At 42.0% G+C, this 23,319-nt stretch carries 19 protein-coding genes; 16 read left to right on the forward strand and 3 right to left on the reverse strand.

Annotated features, from left to right (window positions below; all coding sequences use genetic code 11):
• On the forward strand, positions 1 to 2,261 hold a 2,261-nt coding region (locus tag AB5935_RS19675; RefSeq protein ID WP_368327530.1), incomplete at its 5' end, for a glycoside hydrolase family 2 TIM barrel-domain containing protein.
• Positions 2,262 to 2,295: 34 nt separating this feature from the next.
• The gene (locus AB5935_RS19680) at positions 2,296 to 3,600 is read left to right on the forward strand and encodes a glycoside hydrolase family 28 protein (RefSeq protein ID WP_038611339.1); all 1,305 of its coding nucleotides are present in this window, start codon (positions 2,296 to 2,298) and stop codon (positions 3,598 to 3,600) included.
• A 151-nt stretch (positions 3,601 to 3,751) separates the two neighbouring features.
• Here the strand turns inward: AB5935_RS19680 and AB5935_RS19685 are convergent, their stop codons facing one another.
• The 3 genes from AB5935_RS19685 to AB5935_RS19695 form a co-directional block, all read right to left on the reverse strand.
• On the reverse strand, positions 3,752 to 4,315 hold the full coding sequence (locus AB5935_RS19685) for a DUF4858 domain-containing protein (protein WP_007851038.1): 564 nt from the start codon (positions 4,313 to 4,315) through the stop codon (positions 3,752 to 3,754).
• Between the two features lie 89 nt (positions 4,316 to 4,404).
• On the reverse strand, positions 4,405 to 6,870 hold the full coding sequence (locus tag AB5935_RS19690; RefSeq protein ID WP_007836602.1) for a bifunctional UDP-N-acetylmuramoyl-tripeptide:D-alanyl-D-alanine ligase/alanine racemase: 2,466 nt from the start codon (positions 6,868 to 6,870) through the stop codon (positions 4,405 to 4,407).
• Complete coding sequence (locus AB5935_RS19695; protein WP_007836603.1) at positions 6,846 to 7,832, reverse strand: GSCFA domain-containing protein; 987 nt, start codon at positions 7,830 to 7,832, stop codon at positions 6,846 to 6,848. Before AB5935_RS19695 ends, AB5935_RS19690 begins: the two co-directional genes overlap by 25 nt.
• Positions 7,833 to 7,924: 92 nt before the next feature.
• Here AB5935_RS19695 and dxs point away from each other — a divergent pair, with 92 nt between their 5' ends.
• The 14 genes from dxs to AB5935_RS19760 all read left to right on the forward strand — a co-directional run bounded on the left by dxs (position 7,925) and on the right by AB5935_RS19760 (position 23,084).
• On the forward strand, positions 7,925 to 9,823 hold the full coding sequence (gene dxs, locus AB5935_RS19700) for a 1-deoxy-D-xylulose-5-phosphate synthase (protein ID WP_008655745.1): 1,899 nt from the start codon (positions 7,925 to 7,927) through the stop codon (positions 9,821 to 9,823).
• 12 nt (positions 9,824 to 9,835) lie between these two features.
• Positions 9,836 to 11,176, forward strand: coding sequence for a Trk system potassium transporter TrkA (gene trkA / locus AB5935_RS19705; protein WP_007840486.1), 1,341 nt, complete (start codon positions 9,836 to 9,838; stop codon positions 11,174 to 11,176).
• Positions 11,176 to 12,630 (forward strand): TrkH family potassium uptake protein, encoded by a 1,455-nt coding sequence (locus AB5935_RS19710; RefSeq protein WP_007836606.1) that lies wholly within the window; start codon positions 11,176 to 11,178, stop codon positions 12,628 to 12,630. Before trkA ends, AB5935_RS19710 begins: the two co-directional genes overlap by 1 nt.
• Positions 12,631 to 12,733: 103 nt before the next feature.
• Positions 12,734 to 13,111 (forward strand): hypothetical protein, encoded by a 378-nt coding sequence (locus tag AB5935_RS28460; RefSeq protein WP_007836608.1) that lies wholly within the window; start codon positions 12,734 to 12,736, stop codon positions 13,109 to 13,111.
• A 103-nt stretch (positions 13,112 to 13,214) separates the two neighbouring features.
• Positions 13,215 to 13,565 carry an NADH-quinone oxidoreductase subunit A gene (locus AB5935_RS19715; RefSeq protein ID WP_005842860.1) on the forward strand — a complete coding sequence of 117 codons (351 nt, stop codon included), beginning with the start codon at positions 13,215 to 13,217 and terminating at the stop codon, positions 13,563 to 13,565.
• The gene (locus AB5935_RS19720) at positions 13,556 to 14,152 is read left to right on the forward strand and encodes an NADH-quinone oxidoreductase subunit B (protein ID WP_007836610.1); all 597 of its coding nucleotides are present in this window, start codon (positions 13,556 to 13,558) and stop codon (positions 14,150 to 14,152) included. The genes AB5935_RS19715 and AB5935_RS19720 overlap by 10 nt, the downstream gene beginning before the upstream one ends.
• Positions 14,149 to 15,708: an NADH-quinone oxidoreductase subunit D gene (locus AB5935_RS19725; protein ID WP_007840485.1), complete on the forward strand. Its 1,560-nt coding sequence runs from the start codon at positions 14,149 to 14,151 to the stop codon at positions 15,706 to 15,708. The genes AB5935_RS19720 and AB5935_RS19725 overlap by 4 nt, the downstream gene beginning before the upstream one ends.
• Positions 15,709 to 15,831: 123 nt before the next feature.
• Complete coding sequence (gene nuoH, locus AB5935_RS19730; RefSeq protein ID WP_008655756.1) at positions 15,832 to 16,908, forward strand: NADH-quinone oxidoreductase subunit NuoH; 1,077 nt, start codon at positions 15,832 to 15,834, stop codon at positions 16,906 to 16,908.
• Positions 16,908 to 17,360, forward strand: a complete 453-nt coding sequence (locus tag AB5935_RS19735; protein WP_005842869.1) for a NuoI/complex I 23 kDa subunit family protein — start codon at positions 16,908 to 16,910, stop codon at positions 17,358 to 17,360. Before nuoH ends, AB5935_RS19735 begins: the two co-directional genes overlap by 1 nt.
• A gap of 15 nt (positions 17,361 to 17,375) precedes the next feature.
• Positions 17,376 to 17,879: an NADH-quinone oxidoreductase subunit J gene (locus AB5935_RS19740; RefSeq protein WP_005842872.1), complete on the forward strand. Its 504-nt coding sequence runs from the start codon at positions 17,376 to 17,378 to the stop codon at positions 17,877 to 17,879.
• 5 nt (positions 17,880 to 17,884) lie between these two features.
• The gene (gene nuoK, locus AB5935_RS19745) at positions 17,885 to 18,193 is read left to right on the forward strand and encodes an NADH-quinone oxidoreductase subunit NuoK (protein WP_005842874.1); all 309 of its coding nucleotides are present in this window, start codon (positions 17,885 to 17,887) and stop codon (positions 18,191 to 18,193) included.
• Between the two features lie 2 nt (positions 18,194 to 18,195).
• A complete protein-coding gene (nuoL, locus tag AB5935_RS19750) occupies positions 18,196 to 20,097 on the forward strand; it encodes an NADH-quinone oxidoreductase subunit L (RefSeq protein ID WP_007836615.1) in 1,902 nt (633 codons plus the stop codon).
• A 53-nt stretch (positions 20,098 to 20,150) separates the two neighbouring features.
• The gene (locus tag AB5935_RS19755) at positions 20,151 to 21,632 is read left to right on the forward strand and encodes a NuoM family protein (RefSeq protein ID WP_007840481.1); all 1,482 of its coding nucleotides are present in this window, start codon (positions 20,151 to 20,153) and stop codon (positions 21,630 to 21,632) included.
• A gap of 30 nt (positions 21,633 to 21,662) precedes the next feature.
• Positions 21,663 to 23,084: an NADH-quinone oxidoreductase subunit N gene (locus AB5935_RS19760; protein WP_007836617.1), complete on the forward strand. Its 1,422-nt coding sequence runs from the start codon at positions 21,663 to 21,665 to the stop codon at positions 23,082 to 23,084.
• Positions 23,085 to 23,319 lie beyond the last annotated feature (235 nt).

Raw genomic sequence — 23,319 nt, forward strand, 5'->3', positions numbered from 1 at the left:
ATGGCAAAATCCTGAGCAACTTTTTGTTGCTCAGGTACTTAAAAAGTTTAATTTATAATAGTGTTGCGGAATTAAGGGATGGAAAAGACATATACACTCAAGAAAACAAATCTAGCATTTCTCATCAGATTAAGGATTCGAACAAGGAACAGTTGGTGGAAGGGAACTGGATGAACATCCAACCTTGGTCTACAGAGGACCCCAATCTGTACGTAGCCAGATTGGAACTGAAAGACCCCGAAGGGAAAACGGTGCAAAGCCGTGAAACGCGGATAGGTTTCCGCACCATTGAATTCTTTCCACAAGACGGAGTTTATCTGAATGGCACCAAACTCGTGGTGAAAGGTGTCAACCGCCATTCTTTTTCCGTAGATGGAGGTCGTGCTACCAGTGCAGCTATGAGCCGTCAGGATGCCTTGCTGGTAAAAGAGATGAATATGAATGCAGTCCGTTCACATTATCCGCCTGATGAACATTTCCTGGATATGTGTGATTCATTAGGAATTGTCTATATGGATGAACTGGCAGGATGGCAAAACGGATACGATTCAAAAGTAGGTCCTAAATTAGTCAAAGAAATGATAGAACGCGATGTGAATCATCCTTCCATCATTATTTGGAGTAATGGCAACGAAGGAGGATGGAATTATAATCTTGATCCTTTATTCGCCAAATACGATAAATTACAGAAACGCCACATGGTACATCCTTGGGCCGATTTCAATGATCTGGACACCCACCATTATCCCACTTATCTGACCGGAGTGGCACGTTTTACCAACGGCTATAAAGTATTTATGCCTACCGAATTCATGCATGCCATGTATGATCAGGGAGGTGGTGCCGGACTACGTGACTTTTGGGATCGTTGGTGCACGAACCCCATGTTTGCCGGAGGCTTTATCTGGGTATTCTGTGACGAAGCTCCCAAACGTTCTGATAAAGGAGGCATATTGGATTCAGATAAATCCAATGCTCCTGACGGGGTAGTAGGTCCGCGTAGAGAAAAAGAAGGAAGTTACTATGCTATCCGCGCACAATGGTCGCCCATCCAGTTAAAACCGCTGCTGATTACTGACCACTTTGACGGCAGCTTCCTGGTTACTAATGAATATACTTATACTAACTTGGACAAATGTCGCATGACTTACAAAATACGTACTTGCGAAACACCTTTGAAAAATGCAATGGAAAGCGGTAAAGTTATCGCAGAAGGCCATGTACAACTGCCTGCCATCACACCGGGTGAAACTGGAAAAGCCCGCTTCACTCTTCCTGCTTCTTTCCGGGAAGGTGATGTACTGGAGTTAGAGGCTTTTGACAAAGAGGGGAAAAGTATCTGTAACTGGACCTATCCTATCCGACTGGCAAAACAATACTTTGATCATAAAATGGCACAGACTCCGATGACCCTGGAAACGGTACAGCCGGCAACCGCCACTCAAACCGCTACCACCATCGAACTGAAAAGCGACCGTGTAACCGTCACTTTTAACCCGGCTACCGGCATGATCAGCCGTATCACATCAGGAGGAACAGAAGTTCCATTCAAAGACGGCCCTGTGGCAGTGGGCATGAAAATGCGCTACGAACCAACATTGAGCTATGTCCGCAACAGCAACGAGGGGGCTGTTTACTGTGCCAAATACAAAGGTGCCGCCGACTCCATCGTATGGCGTCTTACGGACAAAGGACTACTCTATATGGATGCCATTCTGCTGAACCGGGCTTCCGGCGGAGGTGGATTTGATGATGCTTTCATGGACTCCAAAGTATTCAATCTCGGTCTGACTTTCTCTTATCCTGAAAAGAATTGCTCCGGCATGAAATGGATGGGCCGCGGTCCATACCGTGTCTGGAAAAACCGGATTCCGGGAACGAATTATGGAGTATGGCACAAAGAGTATAACAATACCATTACCGGAGAAAGTTTTGAAAATCTGGTTTATCCGGAATTTAAAGGATATCATGCCAATATGTATTGGGCCACTTTGGAAAGTGACACAACACCGTTCACCATTTATTCCCGGAATGACGGTATCTTCTTCCATGTGTTCACTCCCGAAGAACCGAAAGGACGCGTAAAAGACACCATGCCCAAATTCCCTGAAGGGGATATATCCTTCCTGCTGGACATCCCGGCTATTTGCTCCTTTAAACCAATTGAGCAACAAGGGCCGAACAGCCAGCCGGGTAATATCCGTATCAAATCGGGGGATGAAGGACTACACCTTAATTTGATGTTTGATTTCCGACAATAAACAAGTGAATAGTGATTAATTTAATAGCAGAATCATGAAATTAATAACTTTTGTATGTGCCGTCTTTCTATGCCTTCCGTCTTTGGCACAAGAAAAATTTCCGGACGGCACACCTGTATCCGATTGGTTTAAGGACAGTAAGATAGTAGATATAAACACATTAGGTAAAAAATACATTCTGACAGATTACGGCGTCATCAATGACAGTACCCTGTTACAAACAGAGAAAATACAATCTGCCATCGATGCTGCCGCACAAAATGGTGGCGGAGTTATCGTTATTCCCAAAGGAACCTATTTAAGCGGAGCCCTGTTCTTCAAACCCAAAACACACCTGCATCTGGAGGAAGGAGCTGTGTTGAAGGGAAGTGATGATATCAGCAACTTCCCCATCATAGACACCCGCATGGAAGGGCAAAGCTTGAAATATTTCGCGGCGTTGGTCAATGCCGACAAAGTGGATGGCTTTACGTTATCTGGAAAAGGAACTATTGATGGTAACGGATTAAGATATTGGAAATCATTTTGGCTTCGTCGAAAAGTCAATCCCCAATGTACCAATATGGATGAATTACGTCCCCGGCTGGTTCATATTTCCCATAGCAATAACGTCCAACTCTCAGGAGTACGCCTCATTAACTCTCCCTTTTGGACTACCCATCTTTATAAATGTAATCACATAAAAATATTGAACCTCTATATTTTCTCACCGGAGAGACCGGTAAAGGCTCCAAGTACGGATGCCATTGATATTGATGTATGCAACAATGTACTGGTAAAGAACTGCTATATGTCTGTCAATGATGACGCCATAGCTTTAAAAGGCGGCAAAGGCCCTTGGGCAGACCAAGACCCGAATAATGGAGGAAATTCCAACATCATCATAGAAGATTGTACATACGGTTTCTGCCACGGCGCCCTCACTTGTGGAAGCGAATCCATCCACAATCGCAATATTATCTTGCGACGCATTCACATCACCAATGCCAATCGTTTGTTATGGTTAAAGATGCGGCCGGACACACCTCAACAATATGAATATATTCTGGTAGAAGATATCACCGGAGATGCAGATCATTTTCTGTATATCAAACCTTGGACGCAATTCTTTGACCTGAAAGATCGAAAAGACATTCCCATTTCTTACTCAAACCATGTGACAATGAGAAACATTGATTTTAAATGCGATAATTTCTTCAGTGTAGAAAAGTCTGATCAATATCAACTTACTAACTTTACATTCGAAAACCTGAACATTAAAGCTAAAAACGGGAAATGCGACAAAGAAATGATTGACAATTTCATTTGGAAAAAGGTAAGTATAAATAATATAAAATAAAATCAGCAGTTGAATAAATCAAATTCAACAAGATCTAATCACAAGCCACGTCTGGCACTATCCAAACGTGGCTCCTGTTTTTTCAACATGAAATTCACAAAATTCCGGTGTATTCCACATATATCCGGCATTCGTTTCTTTACTCAATAGTTCAATAACTCTTCCAAGCATCAGCCTCTTTGGCATTACGGGCTTTTGCACGCATTTTCTTACTGAAAATGATTCCTAGCAGCTTATCGGCATCAAACGTAGCGCTGATACCCGCCCCCACCATCAAAGCACTAGGAGTAAATTTGCCTGCCGGCGCAGGTTCCAAACGAGAATCATAGCCTGCCAGCAACTCTTTGTTGATAGGAATCTCTACATAAATTTGTTCCTCTTCCGGAGTTTCAAACGGTCCGTACGGCAATAGTCTGATATACCCTCTACCATCTATTGTATCCACTTGAGAGATATAATAACGAGGAAGTTCCGTTTCAAACTTCATGTTTTTTTTAGGGAAGGGAGTTGATTTCATTTTCCACTTTTCAGGATTGAACAATCTGTCAATTTCTTTCTGTGTTTCATCATCTATCACAATTTCGACTTGACCGCTCAATAGTTGCTGCAAACGCAAAGAGTCCTGTTTGGTCAACTGCTTAGCCTCATTCGTTCTCTGGGCAAATGACAACACCGAGAAACAAAAACATAACAAAAGGAAGAATATACGTTTCATAGCTATCTATTTTTAGTAACTTCCTAAAGATACGCAAAAGTAACGTATGTTCATCCTTTTCATGTCTTTTTCTTTCGTTCTTTTTTTCATTAATTCTGGTAATAAACTCGTTTTACCCTATTAGACACACTGGTCAAGATCTCGTATGGAATAGTTTCCAGAATCTCTGACAGAACAGTGACCGGTAAATCATCTCCGAAGATGATAGCTTTATCCCCTTCCTTACAATCAATATCCGTCACATCAATCATGCACACATCCATACAGATATTACCCACGTATGACGCTTTCTGCCCATTCACCAAACAATAGGCATGTCCATTTCCCAAACGTCGGTTCAGTCCGTCGGCATAGCCGATAGGAATAGCGGCAATACGGGAATCCCTTTCCAAATGTCCTTTACGACTATACCCCACTGTTTCTTCCTTAGGAACCTCATGAATCTGAAGAATAGTGGTTTTTAATGTACTTACATTATTGATAATCTGATTGGTAAACGGATCAATTCCATAAAGACCGATTCCCAAACGCACCATATCGAACTGAGCACCCGGATAGCGTTCTATCCCGGCTGTATTACAGATATGACGCAATATCTTATGCTGAAAAGCCTCCTGCAAACATTCAGAAGCAGCTTCAAACATTTCTATCTGTCTGCGCGTAAACGAATCAAACTGAGCCCCGTCACTGCCTACCAAATGAGAGAATACAGAACGTGGAATAACAGCTGTCTGCTTCTTCAGACGGTCTATCAGTTCTGGAATCTCTTCGGGTGCAAAACCCAAACGGTGCATCCCCGTATCCAATTTAATATGAATGGGGAAATTCGTTACGCCTTCTTTCTCAGCAGCTTTAATCAGTTCATTCAATAAATGAAAACTGTAAACCTCGGGTTCCAATTTATAATCAAACATGGTCTTGAATGCTGTCAACTCAGGATTCATAATCATAATGGAACAGGTGATTCCCGCTTTCCGCAAATCCGAACCTTCATCAGCCACAGCTACCGCCAAGTAATCCACACGGTGATCTTGCAGTGTTTTAGCTATCTCGTATGAACCGGCACCGTATGCAGAAGCCTTCACCATACATACCATTTTTGTTTCCGGTTTCAGTTTGCTGCGATAATAATTCAAGTTATCAACCAAAGCATTCAAATTGATCTCCAAAATGGTTTCATGCACTTTCAGTTCCAAACGATCTGAAATCCGGTCAAAATGAAAAGCACGCGAACCTTTTACCAAAATCACCTCATTACGCAGCCCGGCCAGCAAATCCGATTCCAATAATTCTTCTGTAGTACGAAAAAAATACTTTTCTATCTCAAAACGGGCAGCAGCAGTCCGAATTTCCTCTCCTACCCCGACAATCTTCTCTACTCCCCGGCTATGTACCAATTCGGCAACCTGACGATAAAGTAGTTTGCTGCTCTGTCCTGTTTCAAGCATATCCGAGAGGATAAGTGTCCGTTTTTTCCCTTTATCATCAGAACGACGCGACATAAAGTCAAGAGCAATATCCAAAGAAGCCAAATCTGAATTATAACTATCATTGATCAACACACAGCCATTCTTGCCTTCTTTTACCTCCAGACGCATAGCAATCTGTTCCAAACGCGCCATGCGCTCGGTTATTTGTTCAGGGGGAACCATCATATACAAAGCCACAGCCAGACAATGCAACGAATTCTCAATAGAAGCGTCATCTATAAAAGGAATACTAAATTCATTCGGCATCCCCAGATAACGGTATTTAATAGTGGTAGCATGTTCTCCTTTTTGAATGGACTCAATAAACAACGGACGTTCATTGTCCTTTTTCGACCAAGCAATCTCACGCGAGGCAAAAAGAGATTTTGCCACACACGAACTTATCAATTCGTTATCGCCATCATAAACAATAACGTCACAGTCTTTGAACAAAGTAAGTTTCTCCATACATTTATCCTGTAAAGAGAAAAAATTCTCTTGATGCGCACCACCAATATTAGTCAAAATACCCACAGTAGGTTTAATGATAGTCTGCAACGCCTCCATTTCACCCATTTCGGAAATACCCGCTTCAAAAATAGCCAACTCAGTGTGCTCATTCATCAACCACACCGAAAGTGGCACACCTATCTGTGAGTTATAGCTACGTGGCGAACGGGTTACCACACGATCTGGACTAAGCAATTGATATAACCATTCCTTCACAATGGTTTTTCCATTACTTCCCGTAATTCCTATAACCGGAATCTGAAACTGCTCCCGATGTTTTTCCGCCAATTTCTGTAATCCTTTCAGAGGATTGGTCAACTGCAGGAAATTCGCATCTTGAAAAGATTGCATATCAGCCGGCAATTCACCCACTACAAAGTTACGGACTCCACGTTCATACAATTCCGAAAGATATTTATGCCCGTCATTCCGTTTGGTTTTTAAAGCAAAAAATAATGTTTCTTCCGGAAAACACAATGAACGGCTATCAGTTAAAATCCAATCAATCTGTGCACTACGGTTTCCAAACCGCTTTGCTCCCAGAACTTTTTCTATATTTTCAATCGAGCTTGACATTGTTCTAATTCTTTTTGAAGGTCAAAATACGGGAACTTTTCTTTAAGTCGCTCTATCTTTAACACTATTTGAGTTAAAAATTTACGATATGTTTCAGATTGGGCATTAAACGGTTTGTGAGCTAAAGCCTTCCGGATATCCTCCCACTCTTTCATTATTCTATCCGTTTCTTTACTAAAATAACATTCTGTAAAACATTCCCATAGATAAGATACAGCTACAGGAGAGGGATGCAACATGTCATCTGCATAAAAACGATAATCACGAAGTTCATCCATCATGATTTCATAAGAAGGGAAATAGTAACAATCAGACCAGCGGCGGCACAATTCATCCGCTGCGAGGAGCAAAGTGGACTTACTTATCTGATTACCATGCATACCATCTTTGCTATGCCGTATGGGGCTGACAGTGAAAAGTATCTTCAAGGACGGATTTACTTTTCTCAATTCCACCAACACACATTCCCATTCAGTGACAATTTCCTCTACTGTAAGAAGTTGTCGGGTAAAAAGGCTGTCGGGCTGTTTATGGCAATTTCCTACCACCATGGTCCTTTCTTTCAGCCAATAAGCAAAAGCAGTCCCCCAAGTAATAACCAGCCAATCAAGCTGAGGAAGTCCGGCTGAAGCCTGTGCCAGCCGAGTATTTATAGAAGATAAACAAGATGCTGCCGTAGAGGCTGAAAAAACACTATGATGCATCCAACTGTGCCAACAGCCTCCGGCATAGAACAAATCCTCTTCCATATATGTTTGATGGGATAGAATTTGCCAAAGAGCTTCCACAACAGATAAAGGATTATAGAGAATTCCAAAAGGATTTACATCACAACGGAACTTATTTGTTAACAACAAATTTCCGATATTTTCCGCAAAACAAGAACCAAATAGCATGATTCGATCCGAATGTCGGATTTCTGCTTCCCTTTTAGGTAATTCTACTTGCGTTCTGAAATTCATACGATAAGAAAAGCTTTTAAAATTTAAGGGCAAATGTAATCATAATACACATATTTATGCTATTTTTGCACGATATTTATCATATCATAAGAATGGAACAGGATAATTTATATAACTTGCTGCAAAGCATAGATACTCCGGACGATTTGCGTCATTTAAGCGCAGACAAACTGCCCGAAGTGTGTAAAGAGCTAAGGCAAAAGATTATAGATGAGCTCTCATGTAATCCGGGGCATTTCGGTTCCAGTTTGGGCGTAATAGAACTGACCGTCGCCTTACATTATGTATTCAACACGCCCTATGACCGCATTGTATGGGATGTAGGGCATCAAGCTTACGGGCATAAAATTTTAACCGGACGCCGGGATGCGTTCTGCACCAACCGTAAACTAAATGGTATACGTCCTTTCCCTTCTCCATCCGAAAGTGAATATGACACATTTACTTGCGGGCATGCGTCAAATTCTATTTCCGCAGCTTTGGGTATGGCTGTAGCAGCCAAAAAACACGGAGAGAACAACCGGCATGTCGTTGCCGTAATTGGTGACGGTTCCATGAGTGGCGGACTAGCTTTCGAAGGACTGAACAATGCCTCGTCAACTCCTAATAACCTGCTGATTATCCTGAATGACAACAATATGGCTATAGACCGTAGTGTAGGAGGTATGAAACAATATCTGTTGAACCTGCAAATGTCTGAAGGATACAACCGGATACGCTATAAAATATCACAAATGTTCCATCGATGGGGTATCCTGAATGAAGAACGCCGGAAAAGCCTGATACGATTTAACAACAGCCTGAAATCCATGCTGGTACAACAGCAAAATGTATTTGAAGGCATGAATATCCGTTATTTCGGACCTATTGATGGACACGATGTCAACAATTTGGCACGTGTATTAAAAGAGATTAAAGATATGCAAGGACCTAAACTACTCCATATACATACCACCAAAGGAAAAGGTTTCGGTCCGGCAGAAAAAGCTGCCACCATCTGGCATGCTCCAGGCATATTCGACAAAGAAACCGGAGAGCGTATCGTTGTCGATACCAAAGGAATGCCCCCTTTGTTTCAGGATGTTTTTGGAAATACCCTATTGGAACTAGCCCAAACAAACGATAAAATCGTAGGAGTTACTCCCGCAATGCCTTCAGGATGCTCCATGAACATATTAATGAAAGCCATGCCCGAAAGAGGTTTTGATGTGGGAATTGCCGAAGGACATGCCGTTACTTTTTCAGGAGGAATGGCAAAAGATGGCCTATTACCTTTCTGCAATATCTATTCGTCCTTCATGCAACGTGCCTATGACAATGTGATTCACGATATAGCGATACAAAAACTCAATGTAGTATTATGCCTAGACCGCGCTGGATTAGTAGGGGAAGACGGTCCTACTCATCACGGAGCATTCGATCTGGCTTATATGAGACCGATACCCAATCTCATTGTAGCCTCCCCTTACAACGAACATGAACTACGTTGTTTGATGTATACCGCCCAGTTACCCAATAAAGGTCCTTTTGTCATCCGTTATCCACGCGGAAGAGGGTCATTGGTAGACTGGAAATGCCCAATGCAAGAGATTGAGATAGGAAAAGGAAGAAAATTAAAAGAAGGAAAAGACATAGCGGTCATTACACTGGGTCCCATTGGTGTTCAAGCAGAAAAGGCTATCACACATGCCGAACAGGAAACAGGAAAAAGCATTGCCCATTATGATTTGCGTTTCTTGAAGCCGTTAGATGAAAGTATGTTACACGAAATAGGCAAGAGATTCAAGCAAGTGGTCACTATTGAAGATGGTGTGCTAAAAGGTGGAATGGGCAGTGCCATACTGGAATTTATGGCAGATAATGAGTACAATCCACAAGTAAAACGTGTCGGATTACCGGATCTATTTGTCCAGCATGGTTCAGTAAAAGAACTATATCATATTTGCGGCATGGACGAAGAAGGTATTTACAAAATTTTGATATCATTCTAAGAGAGACGAACAATGAAAATCATTATTGCAGGAGCAGGAGCAGTAGGCACCCATTTGGCGAAATTATTATCGGATGAAAAGCAAGACATCATTTTGATGGATGAAAACGAAGAAAAGTTGAGCAAACTTGATTCCAACTTCGACTTAATGACTGTCAATGCATCCCCCACTTCCATTTCCGGCCTTAAAAATGCAGGAGTGGCAGGCGCAGATTTATTTATCGGGGTCATGCCAGAAGAAAGCCGCAATATGACGGCCTGCATGTTGGCTACTAATATGGGAGCTAAAAAGACTGTAGCCCGGATTGACAATTACGAATATCTACTTCCTAAACATAAAGAATTCTTTTCCCAACTAGGAGTACACTCACTGATTTATCCGGAAATGCTGGCTGCTAAAGATATAGTAGATGCCATCAAAATGAGCTGGATACGTCAGTGGTGGGAGTTTTGCGGCGGTGCACTAGTCCTGATAGGTACCAAAATGCGAGAAACGGCAGAAATTCTGAACGTTCCCCTTCATGAACTGGGAGGACGTAATATTCCATTCCATATTGTAGCTATTAAGCGGGGAAATGAAACAATCATCCCCCGTGGAGACGATGCTATCAAATTGCATGATATTGTTTATTTCACCACAACAAAGAAATACATTCCTTATATCCGTAAAATCGCAGGAAAAGAAACTTATCCCGATGTACGCAATGTAATGATTATGGGCGGCAGCCGAATCGCTGTACGCACCACACAATACGTACCAGATTATATGCAGGTCAAGATTATTGAGAATGACATCAACAGATGCAACCGACTTACTGAAGCTGTGGACGAAAAAGTAATGATTATCAACGGAGATGGGCGGGATATGGATTTACTCATGGAAGAAGGATTAAGGAATACCGAGGCTTTTGTCGCTTTGACAGACAATTCTGAGACCAATATTCTGGCCTGTCTTGCCGCTAAACGCATGGGAGTAACCAAGACTGTGGCGGAAGTAGAAAATATTGATTATATCAGTATGGCAGAAAGCTTGGATATCGGTACGGTTATCAATAAAAAGATGATTGCCGCCAGCCATATTTACCAAATGATGCTGGACGCCGATGTTTCTAATGTAAAATGTCTGACCTTCGCTAATGCTGATGTGGCTGAATTCACAGTCAAAAATGGTTCCCGTATTACCAAATGCGCTGTCAAAGACGCCGGATTACCCAAAGGGGCAACCATCGGCGGACTCATCCGCAATGGCGAAGGTATATTGGTAACAGGTAATACTGTTATTCAGCCCAATGACCATGTTGTGGTATTCTGTTTAGGGATGATGATTAAGAAAATAGAAAAATTCTTCAATTGATGATAAACACAAAAATGATAGCCCGGATTATGGGTTCTCTATTCTTCATAGAAGCAGGCTTCCTTATTCTATGCTCCTTTCTTGCTGTTTATTATAATGAATCGGATCTTTCCGCTTTCCTAACTTCTACAGCAATTACAGTAGGGGCAGGCATCATAGCCTCTCTGACCGGCAAAAATGCAGAAAAGAAGATCAGTCGCCGTGACGGATATGTTATTGTAACTTTCGCATGGGTCTTTTTTTCTTTATTCGGTATGCTTCCATTCTATCTGAGCGGATATATTCCCTGTATAACGGACGCTTTCTTTGAAACCATGTCGGGGTTCACCACTACGGGAGCAAGTATTTTGAACAATATAGAGTCATTGCCACACGGGCTTTTGTTCTGGCGAAGTATGACACAATGGATCGGCGGATTAGGAATTGTATTTTTCACTATTGCCGTATTACCGATCTTCGGAGTGGGCAGTGTACAATTATTTGCTGCTGAAGCCACCGGCCCCACCCATGATAAAGTACATCCGCGTATTGGTGTTACAGCCAAATGGATCTGGACTATCTATCTAGGACTGACCATTGCCGAGATTATTCTGTTGATTGCCGGAGGTATGGACTTTTTCGACAGTGTATGTCATTCTCTGACCACTGCCGCCACAGGAGGGTATTCAACCAAACAAAACAGTATTGCATTCTTTAATTCTCCTTATATAGAATATGTTATTACCTTGTTCATGTTCTTGTCGGGCATTAATTTCACCTTGTTATATTTATTATTCTTAAAAGGAAATTTTAAACGCTTATTCCAAAACACAGAACTCCACTGGTATTTGGGAACAGTGGGATTTTTTACACTTTTCACTACCGTCACTCTTATTTTCACCAGTCCGTTCAGTATTGAGGAATCTTTCCGTAAAGCCATATTTCAGGTTGTTTCCTTACAAACCACTACCGGATTCATTTCTGCAGATTATATGACCTGGGTACCTGTACTTTGGACATTAATGTGCATCATCATGTTGTTCGGAGCTTGTGCCGGATCCACTACAGGAGGAATAAAATGTATACGTATAGCCATTATGAGCCGTATTTCTAAAAATGAATTCAAACATATCATTCATCCCAATGCTATACTTCCTGTACGTATCAACCACCAAGTTGTTTCATCAACAACCAAGTCAGCAGTACTTGCATTCATTTTTCTATATATGGCAATTATTTTTATTGGATGGCTGGTTCTTATGCTGTTTGGAGTAGGATTTGAAGAAGCTTACAGCGTAGTCATTTCCAGTTTGGGCAATGTAGGCCCAGGTATTGGAAAATGCGGTCCGTCCTATTCATGGAGCGGATTGCCGGATGCAGCAAAATGGACAAGCGCAATACTGATGCTAATAGGGCGTTTGGAGTTATTTACCGTACTTCTGCTCTTTATGCCGAGTTTTTGGAAAAAGCACTGACATTCACTTCCTATAACCATTTTTATACATAAATAATTCAAAAAATCTCAATGAAGCTTCAAATAATTGGCTATCTTTGCACCCTCATTAAAAGGGTAACAAGATGAATAATATGTTGAGATACGTTGTATATATCCTATTATTTCTACTGTTTACGATAACAGTAGATCAGGATCATTATACGGTTGAACCGACAGATCTACACCCACAGACATCTTGTTACCAGCAACAACAAGACCCTTGCAAAAGAACAGTGGATTTCCTGTTTACCAACAATTTTGCAGATATGCCACAAATAGCCATATCACTTGACAACCCTTCCACATCAAAGTTTAAATGTATAGTCCGCATTTTAACAGCATTGAGCGAACTTAAAAAGCAAGAGCTACAAACAAACCATATAGTTTGCCACACCTTTCATTCGCTTTACACTGATGCCGTAGATTATTATATCTATGCACTCCGGCGGATCATCATTTAATTTTTATTTTTTTTTCAGCATTTCGCTGAGTAGAAATCCTTATAACAAACGTCTTATAAGGACTATTTTTCTATCCGTTTGTCTAATCAAAAAAAGTTTAGATATGTATTTTACATTATTAGTTGTCGTTATCTTGACGGCAATCGCATTAGTTGCCGTAGCATTGGGGATTGCCCGTGCCATTTCTCCCCGTTCATACAACTCACAAAAGGGAGAAGCCTACGAATGTGGTATTCCTACACGGGGACGGTCGTGGATGCAATTCAAAGTAGGTTACTATCTATTTGCTATCCTCTTCCTGATGTTCGATGTGGAAACAGTATTTTTATTCCCTTGGGCTGTAGTGGTACAAGACCTAGGAGTGTACGGTCTGTTTAGCATCCTTTTCTTTTTAGTTATATTAGTTTTAGGTCTGGCGTATGCCTGGAAGAAAGGAGCGTTGGAATGGAAGTAAAGAAACCAACCATAAAGTCTATTCCTTATGAAGACTTCAAAAACAATGAGTATTTGGAAAACATGGTCAAGCAGCTCAATGAAAGCGGTACAAAAGTATTGGTGGGCTGTTTGGACGACCTCATCAACTGGGGACGCAGCAATTCGTTGTGGCCGCTTACATTTGCAACCAGTTGTTGTGGAATTGAGTTTATGGCAGTGGGGGCTGCCCGGTATGATTTCGCCCGCTTCGGGTTTGAAGTAGCCCGTGCCAGTCCGCGCCAGGCAGATATGATCATGGTAGCAGGAACTATCACACACAAGATGGCTCCGGTACTAAAACGTTTGTATGACCAGATGGCGGATCCTAAATACGTTATTGCAGTAGGCGGATGCGCCATTAGCGGCGGTCCTTTTAAAAAATCATATCACGTATTGAACGGAGTAGATAAAATTCTTCCCGTTGACGTATATATTCCCGGATGTCCGCCACGGCCTGAAGCCTTGTTATACGGCATGATACAATTGCAACGTAAAGTAAAACTGGAAAAATTCTTTGGCGGAGTGAACCGCAAAGAAAATGAACCACAAAATCCCGAACAAGCATGAGTGAAAAAATAGAAATACCTGCCGAAAAGCTACATGAAGAAATGCTGAAATTGCGGCAGGGTAAACATATGGATTTTCTACGCAGCCTTACCGGAATGGACTGGGGCGAAGAAGGACTAGGTGTAGTCTATCATCTGGAAGATACGAAGACAAGAGAAAACATAGTGGTCAGCACTCGCACAACCAACCGAGAAAAACCGGAGCTTCCTAGTGTAAGTGATATTTGGAAAGGTGCTGAATTCAATGAACGCGAAGTATACGACTATTATGGTATCCGCTTTATAGGACATCCTGATATGCGCCGTTTGTTCCTGCGTGATGACTGGGTAGGCTATCCATTGCGTAAGGACTACGATGAAAACCTCAACCCACTCCGTATGACCAATGAGGAGGCTGTAGATACAACACAATATATAGAGGTGCAACATGATGGCAGTGTAATAGAAAAACGAGAAACCATTTTTGATGAGGACGAATATATCATTAACATAGGTCCTCAACATCCGGCAACCCACGGTGTACTTCGTTTTCGCGTTTCACTGGAAGGCGAAATTATCAAGAAACTGGATGTACACTGCGGATACATACATCGAGGTATCGAAAAGATGTGCGAAAGTCTTACCTATCCCCAGACCTTGGCCCTGACCGACCGTTTGGATTATTTAGGTGCGCACCAGAACCGCCATGCTCTTTGTATGTGCATTGAACAGGCAATGGGCGTAGAAGTAAGCGAACGGGTACAATACATCCGTACCATTATGGACGAATTGCAACGTATAGACTCTCACTTGCTTTTCTTCTCCTGTCTCTGTATGGATATGGGTGCCTTGACCGCATTCTTCTATGGATTCCGTGATCGTGAAAAGATACTGGATATCTTCGAAGCAACTACCGGAGGACGTCTGATACAGAACTATAACACCATTGGAGGAGTACAAGCTGATATCGCTCCGGATTTTGTACAGAAAGTAAAAGAATTCATTGTTTATCTGCGTCCGATGCTAAAAGAATACCATGAAGTATTCACTGGAAATGTCATTGCCCAAGAACGTTTGAAAGGTGTGGGAGTTCTTTCACGGGAAGACGCTATCTCTTTCGGAGCAACAGGAGGTACAGGACGTGCCAGCGGTTGGGCATGCGATGTCCGCAAGCGTCATCCCTATGCGATGTATGGCAAGATAGATTTTAGAGAAATTGTCCACACCGAAGGCGACTGTTTTGCACGTTACATGGTCCGTATGGAAGAAATACTGGAAAGTATGAACATCATCGAGCAACTGATAGACAATATTCCTGAAGGGAACTATCAGGAAAAGATGAAACCGATTATACGCGTGCCCGAAGGAAATTATTATGCCGCCGTGGAAGGTTCTCGCGGAGAATTCGGGGTTTATCTGGAAAGTCATGGAGACAAATTTCCTTACCGCATGAAATTCCGCGCTACCGGTTTACCTTTAGTATCAGCAATGGAAACTATGTGCCGCAATGCAAAAATTGCCGACTTAATTGCTATTGGTGGAACGGTGGATTATGTAGTACCGGATATTGACCGATAATAATGTGCCAATTCTTCAATATACTACTTGAAGAATGCATTATTTATCAGACTGAGAATTAACAAATTAAATAATTACAAGTTTGCCTATTGGCAAATTAGCAAATTGACACATTATTAAATTATGTTCGATTTTAGTATAGTCACCCAATGGGTACACTCACTGCTCACGTCATTTATGCCTGAAGAACTGGCAGTGCTCATAGAATGTATAGTAATTGGCGTATGTATCATGTTGGCATACGCAGTTATTGCTATCATTATGATTTTCATGGAACGTAAAGTGTGCGCCGCTTTCCAATGCCGCTTGGGTCCAATGCGTGTAGGTCCCCAAGGTACCATACAGGTATTTGCCGATGTATTCAAGATGTTGATTAAGGAAATTATCACCATCCGACATGCTGACAAGTTCCTGTACAATTTGGCACCTTACATTGTTATCCTCGCCTCTATCATGGCTTTCAGTTGCCTACCCATCAACAAGGGCATGGAGGTCCTTGATTTCAATGTAGGTATTTTCTTCTTATTGGCAGCATCCAGCATCGGCGTAGTAGGTATTTTGCTGGCAGGTTGGAGTTCCAATAACAAATATTCATTAATCGGAGCCATGAGAAGTGGCGCTCAAATGATTAGTTATGAATTATCTGTAGGATTAAGCATCCTTACTATTGTAATCTTAACAGATACCATGCAACTAAGCGAAATTGTAGAACGCCAAGCTGACGGCTGGTTCCTTTTTAAAGGACATATACCTGCATTGATCGCTTTTATCGTTTATCTGATAGCCGGAAATGCAGAAGTCAACCGCGGACCGTTTGACTTGCCTGAAGCGGAAAGTGAACTGACCGCCGGATATCATACCGAATATTCCGGTATGCACTTCGGCTTGTTCTATGTGGCAGAATTTGTAAACTTGTTTATCATCGCCGCAGTAGCCACAACCATCTTTCTAGGAGGATGGATGCCGCTACATATTCCTGGACTAGACGGATTCAATGCCATTATGGATTATATTCCCGGATTTATTTGGTTCTTTGGCAAGTCATTCTTTGTAGTATGGTTACTAATGTGGATCAAATGGACATTTCCCCGTCTGCGTATTGACCAAATTCTAACACTGGAATGGAAATACTTGGTCCCAATAGGTTTGTGCAACCTGCTGTTGATGGTAATTATTGTTGTATTTAAATTACATTTCTGATGAAAGAAGAAAAACATTCCTATATAAAAGGACTACTTCATGGCATCGGTACATTACTTACCGGTATGAAAGTGACAGGACGAGAGTTTTTCACTCCTAAAGTCACTGAACAATATCCCGAAAACCGTGCCACATTAAAAATATCGCCCCGTTTCCGAGGACGGCTTATCATGCCGGTTGATGAGAATGGTAATAACAAATGTATTGCTTGCGGACTTTGCCAAATGGCTTGCCCCAATGATACAATCACCATTACCAGCGAATCTGTGACCAACGAAGAAACAGGCAAGAAAAAGAAAATATTGGTAAAGTATGAGTACGATCTGGGAGCCTGTATGTTCTGTCAACTTTGTGTGAACGCTTGTCCACATGATGCCATTCGGTTCGATACAGAATTCGAGAATGCTGTGTTCGACCGCAGCAAACTAGTTCTCACCCTGAACAAAAAATAAAAAACAAACGATATTATGACACTACAACTAATTGTATTCATTGTACTGGCGTTGTTTATCGCTGTCTGTTCGGTATTGGCAGTCACGACCTCACGTATCTTGCGTGCAGCAACTTATCTGCTGTTCGTTTTATTTGGTACAGCAGGTATTTACTTCCAGCTCAACTACTCATTCTTGGGAGCTGTACAATTACTGATTTACGCCGGTGGTATAACAGTGCTTTATGTATTTAGTATCTTATTGACCTCTTCACAAGGAGACAAAGCAGAGAGATTGAAAAATGGGAAGATGGTGGCCGGAGCTATTTCTACGATAGCAGGACTGGCTATCTGTCTGTTCGTCATGCTGAAAAATGAATTCTTGCCCTCTCATTTTGTGCATGGTGAACTGGATGTACGCACTATCGGTCATGCACTGATGGGCATGGAAAAATATCAATATATTCTTCCTTTCGAAGTAATCAGCGTGTTATTACTCGCTTGCATCGTAGGAGGAATCCTAATCGCTAGAAAAAGATAAAATTTATGGTACACATGGAATATTATCTGGTGGTTTCCACCTTTATGATGTTTGCGGGAATCTATGGTTTCTTCACCCGCCGCAATTTATTGGCCATGCTCATCAGTGTAGAACTGATACTGAATTCGGTAGACATCAACTTCGCCGTATTCAACCGATACCTCTTTCCCGAGGAACTGGAAGGCTTTTTTTTCGCCTTGTTTGCTATCGGCGTAAGTGCGGCTGAAACAGCAGTAGCTATTGCTATCATTATCAATATCTACCGCAATGTACGCAATATCCAAGTGAAGAACTTAAATGAAATGAAAAACTAATTATGGAACATACAATACTAATCCTTATCCTACCTTTCCTCAGTTTCCTGATACTGGGGCTGGCAGGTATGCGTATGAAGAACGGGCTGGCAGGGGCCATCGGCACCGTTTCACTGGCAGGGGTGGCGTTGCTTTCCTACCTCACTGCCTTCAATTATTTTGCAGGAGGCCGTACGGCAGAAGGCGTCTATCCTACTCTCACACCTTATAACTTCGAATGGTTACCTTTCACAACGAACTTGCATATTGACATGGGAATTATGCTTGACCCTATTTCCGTTATGATGCTAGTCGTTATTTCCACCGTCAGTCTGATGGTACATATCTATTCATTCGGATATATGAAAGGTGAAAAAGGCTTTCAACGTTACTACGCATTTCTTAGCCTGTTTACCATGTCCATGTTGGGACTCGTAGTAGCAACCAATATTTTCCAGATGTATGTCTTTTGGGAACTGGTAGGTGTTTCTTCTTATTTACTTATCGGCTTTTATTACACCAAGAAAGAAGCGATTGCCGCCAGTAAAAAAGCATTTATTGTTACCCGTTTTGCTGATTTAGGCTTTCTGATCGGTATCTTGATTTACGGCTATTATGCCGAAACATTCTCGTTCACACCCCAACTTCAGGTACTTGCAGTTGCCGGAAGTATGATACCACTGGCCTTGGGGCTAATGTTTATCGGTGGTGCCGGTAAAAGTGCAATGTTTCCATTGCACATCTGGTTACCAGATGCTATGGAAGGCCCTACTCCTGTCAGTGCATTAATCCATGCTGCTACCATGGTGGTAGCCGGTGTATATCTGGTAGCCCGTATGTTCCCGTTGTTTATAGGATATGCGCCCGAAGTACTGCACTGGATAGCTTATATCGGTGCGTTCACTGCATTCTACGCCGCTAGTGTGGCGTGTGCACAAAGCGATATCAAACGTGTGCTCGCCTTCTCCACTATATCTCAGATTGGATTTATGATTGTCGCATTAGGCGTTTGTACTTCCATGAATCCTCATGAAGGAGGACTAGGCTACATGGCATCCATGTTCCACCTGTTCACACATGCCATGTTCAAGGCATTGTTGTTCTTAGGAGCCGGATGTATCATTCATGCCGTACACAGTAATGAGATGAGCGCCATGGGGGGACTTCATAAATACATGCCCGTCACTCACTGGACATTCCTAATTGCTTGTTTGGCTATCTCAGGTATCTGGCCATTCTCAGGTTTTTTCTCTAAAGACGAAATTCTGACCGCCTGCTTCCAATTCAGTCCTGTTATAGGATGGATAATGACAGGCATTGCCGCCATGACTGCATTTTATATGTTCCGCCTTTATTATTGTATTTTCTGGAATGGAGAATGGAAAGGACACTCCCACGAATCCGGACTAGGTGCACATACTCCGCATGAGGCTCCACTTACCATGACATTCCCGCTGATGTTTTTAGCCGCTATCACCTGTGTTGCCGGATTCATACCTTTCGGCAATCTGATCAGTAGTAACGGAGAAGCCTATACCATTCATCTGGATATGCAGATAGCTGCTACAAGTATCATTATTGCTATAGCATCCATCGCTTTAGCTACATGGATGTATGCAGGTAAGAAACAACCCGTAGCCAACTATCTGGCACACACATTCCCACGTTTGCACACAGCCGCTTACCATCGTTTCTATATGGATGAGATATGGTTATTCGTAACCAAGAAAATCATCTTCCGGTGCATTAGTACTCCGATAGCTTGGTGGGACCGGCACGTTATCGATCAATTCTTTAACTTCACTGCGTGGAGTACTCATGCTACCGCCGATGAAATACGTGACATGCAAAGTGGAAACGTACAGCAATACAGTATTTGGTTCCTTGCAGGTGCATTGATATTGACGCTGATACTATTAATTTAATGAATAATAAAAAATCCGCCGCATGGCCATTTTTTAATTTTTAATTTAAAAAGATGAACATACTAAGTTTTTTCATTATAGTTCCCTTGTTGATGCTCGCGAGCCTTTGGGCTTCGCGCAGCATCAATCAAGTTCGCGGAGTGATGGTTGTCGGATCTTCCATTTTATTGGCATTATCCGTTTACCTCACCATTGATTATATCGAACTACGCCAAGCCGGTGCTACAGGAGAGATGCTGTTCACAGCCAGCACAGTTTGGTATGCACCGCTCCATATATGCTACTCAGTAGGAGTAGACGGTATATCAGTAGCAATGTTGCTACTTAGTTCCATTATTGTATTCACCGGTACTTTCGCATCGTGGAAGTTACAACCATTGACAAAAGAATATTTCATGTGGTTCACTCTATTGAGTGTAGGGGTATTCGGATTCTTCGTTTCAACAGACCTGTTCACCATGTTCATGTTTTATGAAGTAGCCCTGATTCCAATGTATCTGCTCATCGGTGTGTGGGGAAGCGGACGTAAAGAATACGCCGCCATGAAACTTACATTAATGTTAATGGGTGGTTCTGCATTTCTACTGATCGGAATTCTCGGTATTTTCTATGGTGCAGGTGGTGAAACAATGAATTTGCTGGAAATCGCCAAACTACATATTCCTCATGAAATGCAACGCATCTTCTTCCCGCTTATCTTCTTGGGGTTCGGAGTCTTAGGAGCTTTGTTCCCTTTCCATACATGGAGTCCCGATGGTCACGCTTCCGCACCGACTGCTGTTTCTATGCTTCACGCTGGGGTATTGATGAAACTAGGAGGTTACGGATGTTTCCGTGTTGCTATGTACCTGATGCCTGAAGGTGCGGCCATGTGGGGAGATGTATTCCTGATATTGACCACTATTTCTGTAGTTTACGGTGCATTCAGTGCTGTGGTACAAACCGACTTAAAATATATCAATGCCTATTCATCCGTATCCCACTGCGGATTGGTACTCTTTGCCCTGCTGATGATGACACGCACCAGTTGTACGGGTGCTATTCTCCAAATGTTGAGTCACGGATTAATGACCGCTTTGTTCTTCGCCCTTATTGGTATGATATACGGACGTACCCACACCCGTGATGTCCGATTAATGGGAGGTTTGATGAAGATTATGCCTTTCCTGGCTGTAGGTTATGTTATTGCCGGTCTTGCTAATCTGGGACTTCCAGGACTAAGTGGTTTTGTTGCTGAAATGACGGTCTTTGTAGGTTCTTTCCAAAATGATGATACATTCCATCGCGTATGTACCCTAGTGGCAACAACAAGTATCGTCATTACCGCAGTTTATATCCTGCGTGTAGTAGGTAAAATCCTTTACGGCAAAGTTTTGAATCCCGAACATCTGAAACTCACAGACGCAACTTGGGATGAAAGAGTAGCCGTTATCTGCCTCATCGCCTGTGTAGCAGGTTTAGGATTGGCTCCATTCTGGATAAGCGATCTGATCAGTAACAGTGTAGAACCAATCATAAGTCAATTATTAAATTAAAATTTGAGAATTAAAAATTAAAAAATAGCAATGATGGACATAACTGCAATACTCCATATGCATGCCGAACTGAGTCTGACAGCCGTTTTTATTCTGATGTTTCTGTTAGATTTATTTTTACCGGCTCCACAACGTCACTGGTTACGCCCCATGGCATGTATCCTGCTGACCATTCAACTCTTAGCAAACCTATGGCCGGAAGAGGTGACTTTATTCGGCGGCATGTACCATTCAACCCCTATGGCGTCTGTTCTGAAAAGCATCCTGACCATAGGTACCATACTGGTTTTTCTACAAGCAGACCCTTGGCTAAAACGTGAAGACACCCGCCATAAACAAGGCGAATTCTACATCCTTACCCTCAGTACCTTGCTGGGTATGTATTTCATGGTAAGTGCAGGGCACTTCCTGCTATTCTTCCTTGGATTGGAATTGGCAACCATTCCTATGGCTTGCCTCGTAGCTTTCGATAAATATAAAGGACATAGTGCCGAAGCCGGAGCCAAATTCATTCTTTCAGCTTTATTCTCCAGCGGTATTTTCCTCTATGGTATTTCCATGATTTATGGGACAACAGGTACTTTATATTTTGAAGATATCCCTGCCGAACTGACAGGAACTCCATTACAAGTTCTTGCACTAGTATTCTTCTTCTCCGGACTAGCCTTTAAATTAAGCTTGGTACCTTTTCATCTGTGGACGGCAGATACGTATCAAGGTGCACCGACTACAGTGAGCGCTTACCTGTCCGTTATTTCAAAAGGCGCAGCTGCTTTTGCTTTAATGATTATTTTAATGAAAGTATTTGGGCCAATGACTGAACAATGGAGTGAAATACTATGTATTATCATTGTAGCCACCATCACTATAGCCAATCTGTTCGCCATCCGCCAAAACAATCTGAAACGCTTTATGGCCTTCAGTAGTATTTCACAAGCCGGCTACATAATGTTGGCTGTACTGGCTGGAACTCCGCAGGGCATGGCATCCCTAGTATATTATATAGTAGTATACATTGCTGCCAATCTCGCCGTATTCGGTGTCATCAATACCATTGAACAACATACCCACGGTAAAATAGAACGCGAAGATTATAACGGACTTTATAAGACCAACCCCAAACTAACTATGGTCATGACACTTGCTCTTTTCTCATTGGCAGGTATCCCGCCATTTGCCGGATTCTTCAGTAAGTTCTTTGTATTCATGGCAGCATTCCATAGTGGATATTATCTTATTGTATTTATCGCATTGGTCAATACAATCATTTCATTGTATTATTATTTGTTAATTGTAAAAGCCATGTTCATCACACCTAATGAAGATCCTATCGGCAATTTTCGTACAGCAACTCCGATGCGCATCAGTCTGTTGGTATGTGTAGCCGGCATATTCGCTTTAGGAATTATAAGTGGGGTATATCAACTATTAAGTGATACATCAATACTATAAAATTTTAGTTACAAGAAGAATCACAACTGAAATGATTATTGTATTTCTATGATCAATATTCTTTTACTTTAGAGGCAGAATCAATCTGTTTCCAAAGTAAAAGAATATCTTAAAGTTTCTATTCAACAAATTTATCATTATCTTCGTAGCAAATTATAAAAACCTTAATTCCGCAACACTATTATAAATTAAACTTTTTAAGTACCTGAGCAACAAAAAGTTGCTCAGGATTTTG

Origin of the sequence: Phocaeicola sp. RTP21198st1_B8_RTP21198_201120, assembly GCF_040929485.1 — a bacterium.
Taxonomy (GTDB): domain Bacteria; phylum Bacteroidota; class Bacteroidia; order Bacteroidales; family Bacteroidaceae; genus Phocaeicola; species Phocaeicola dorei.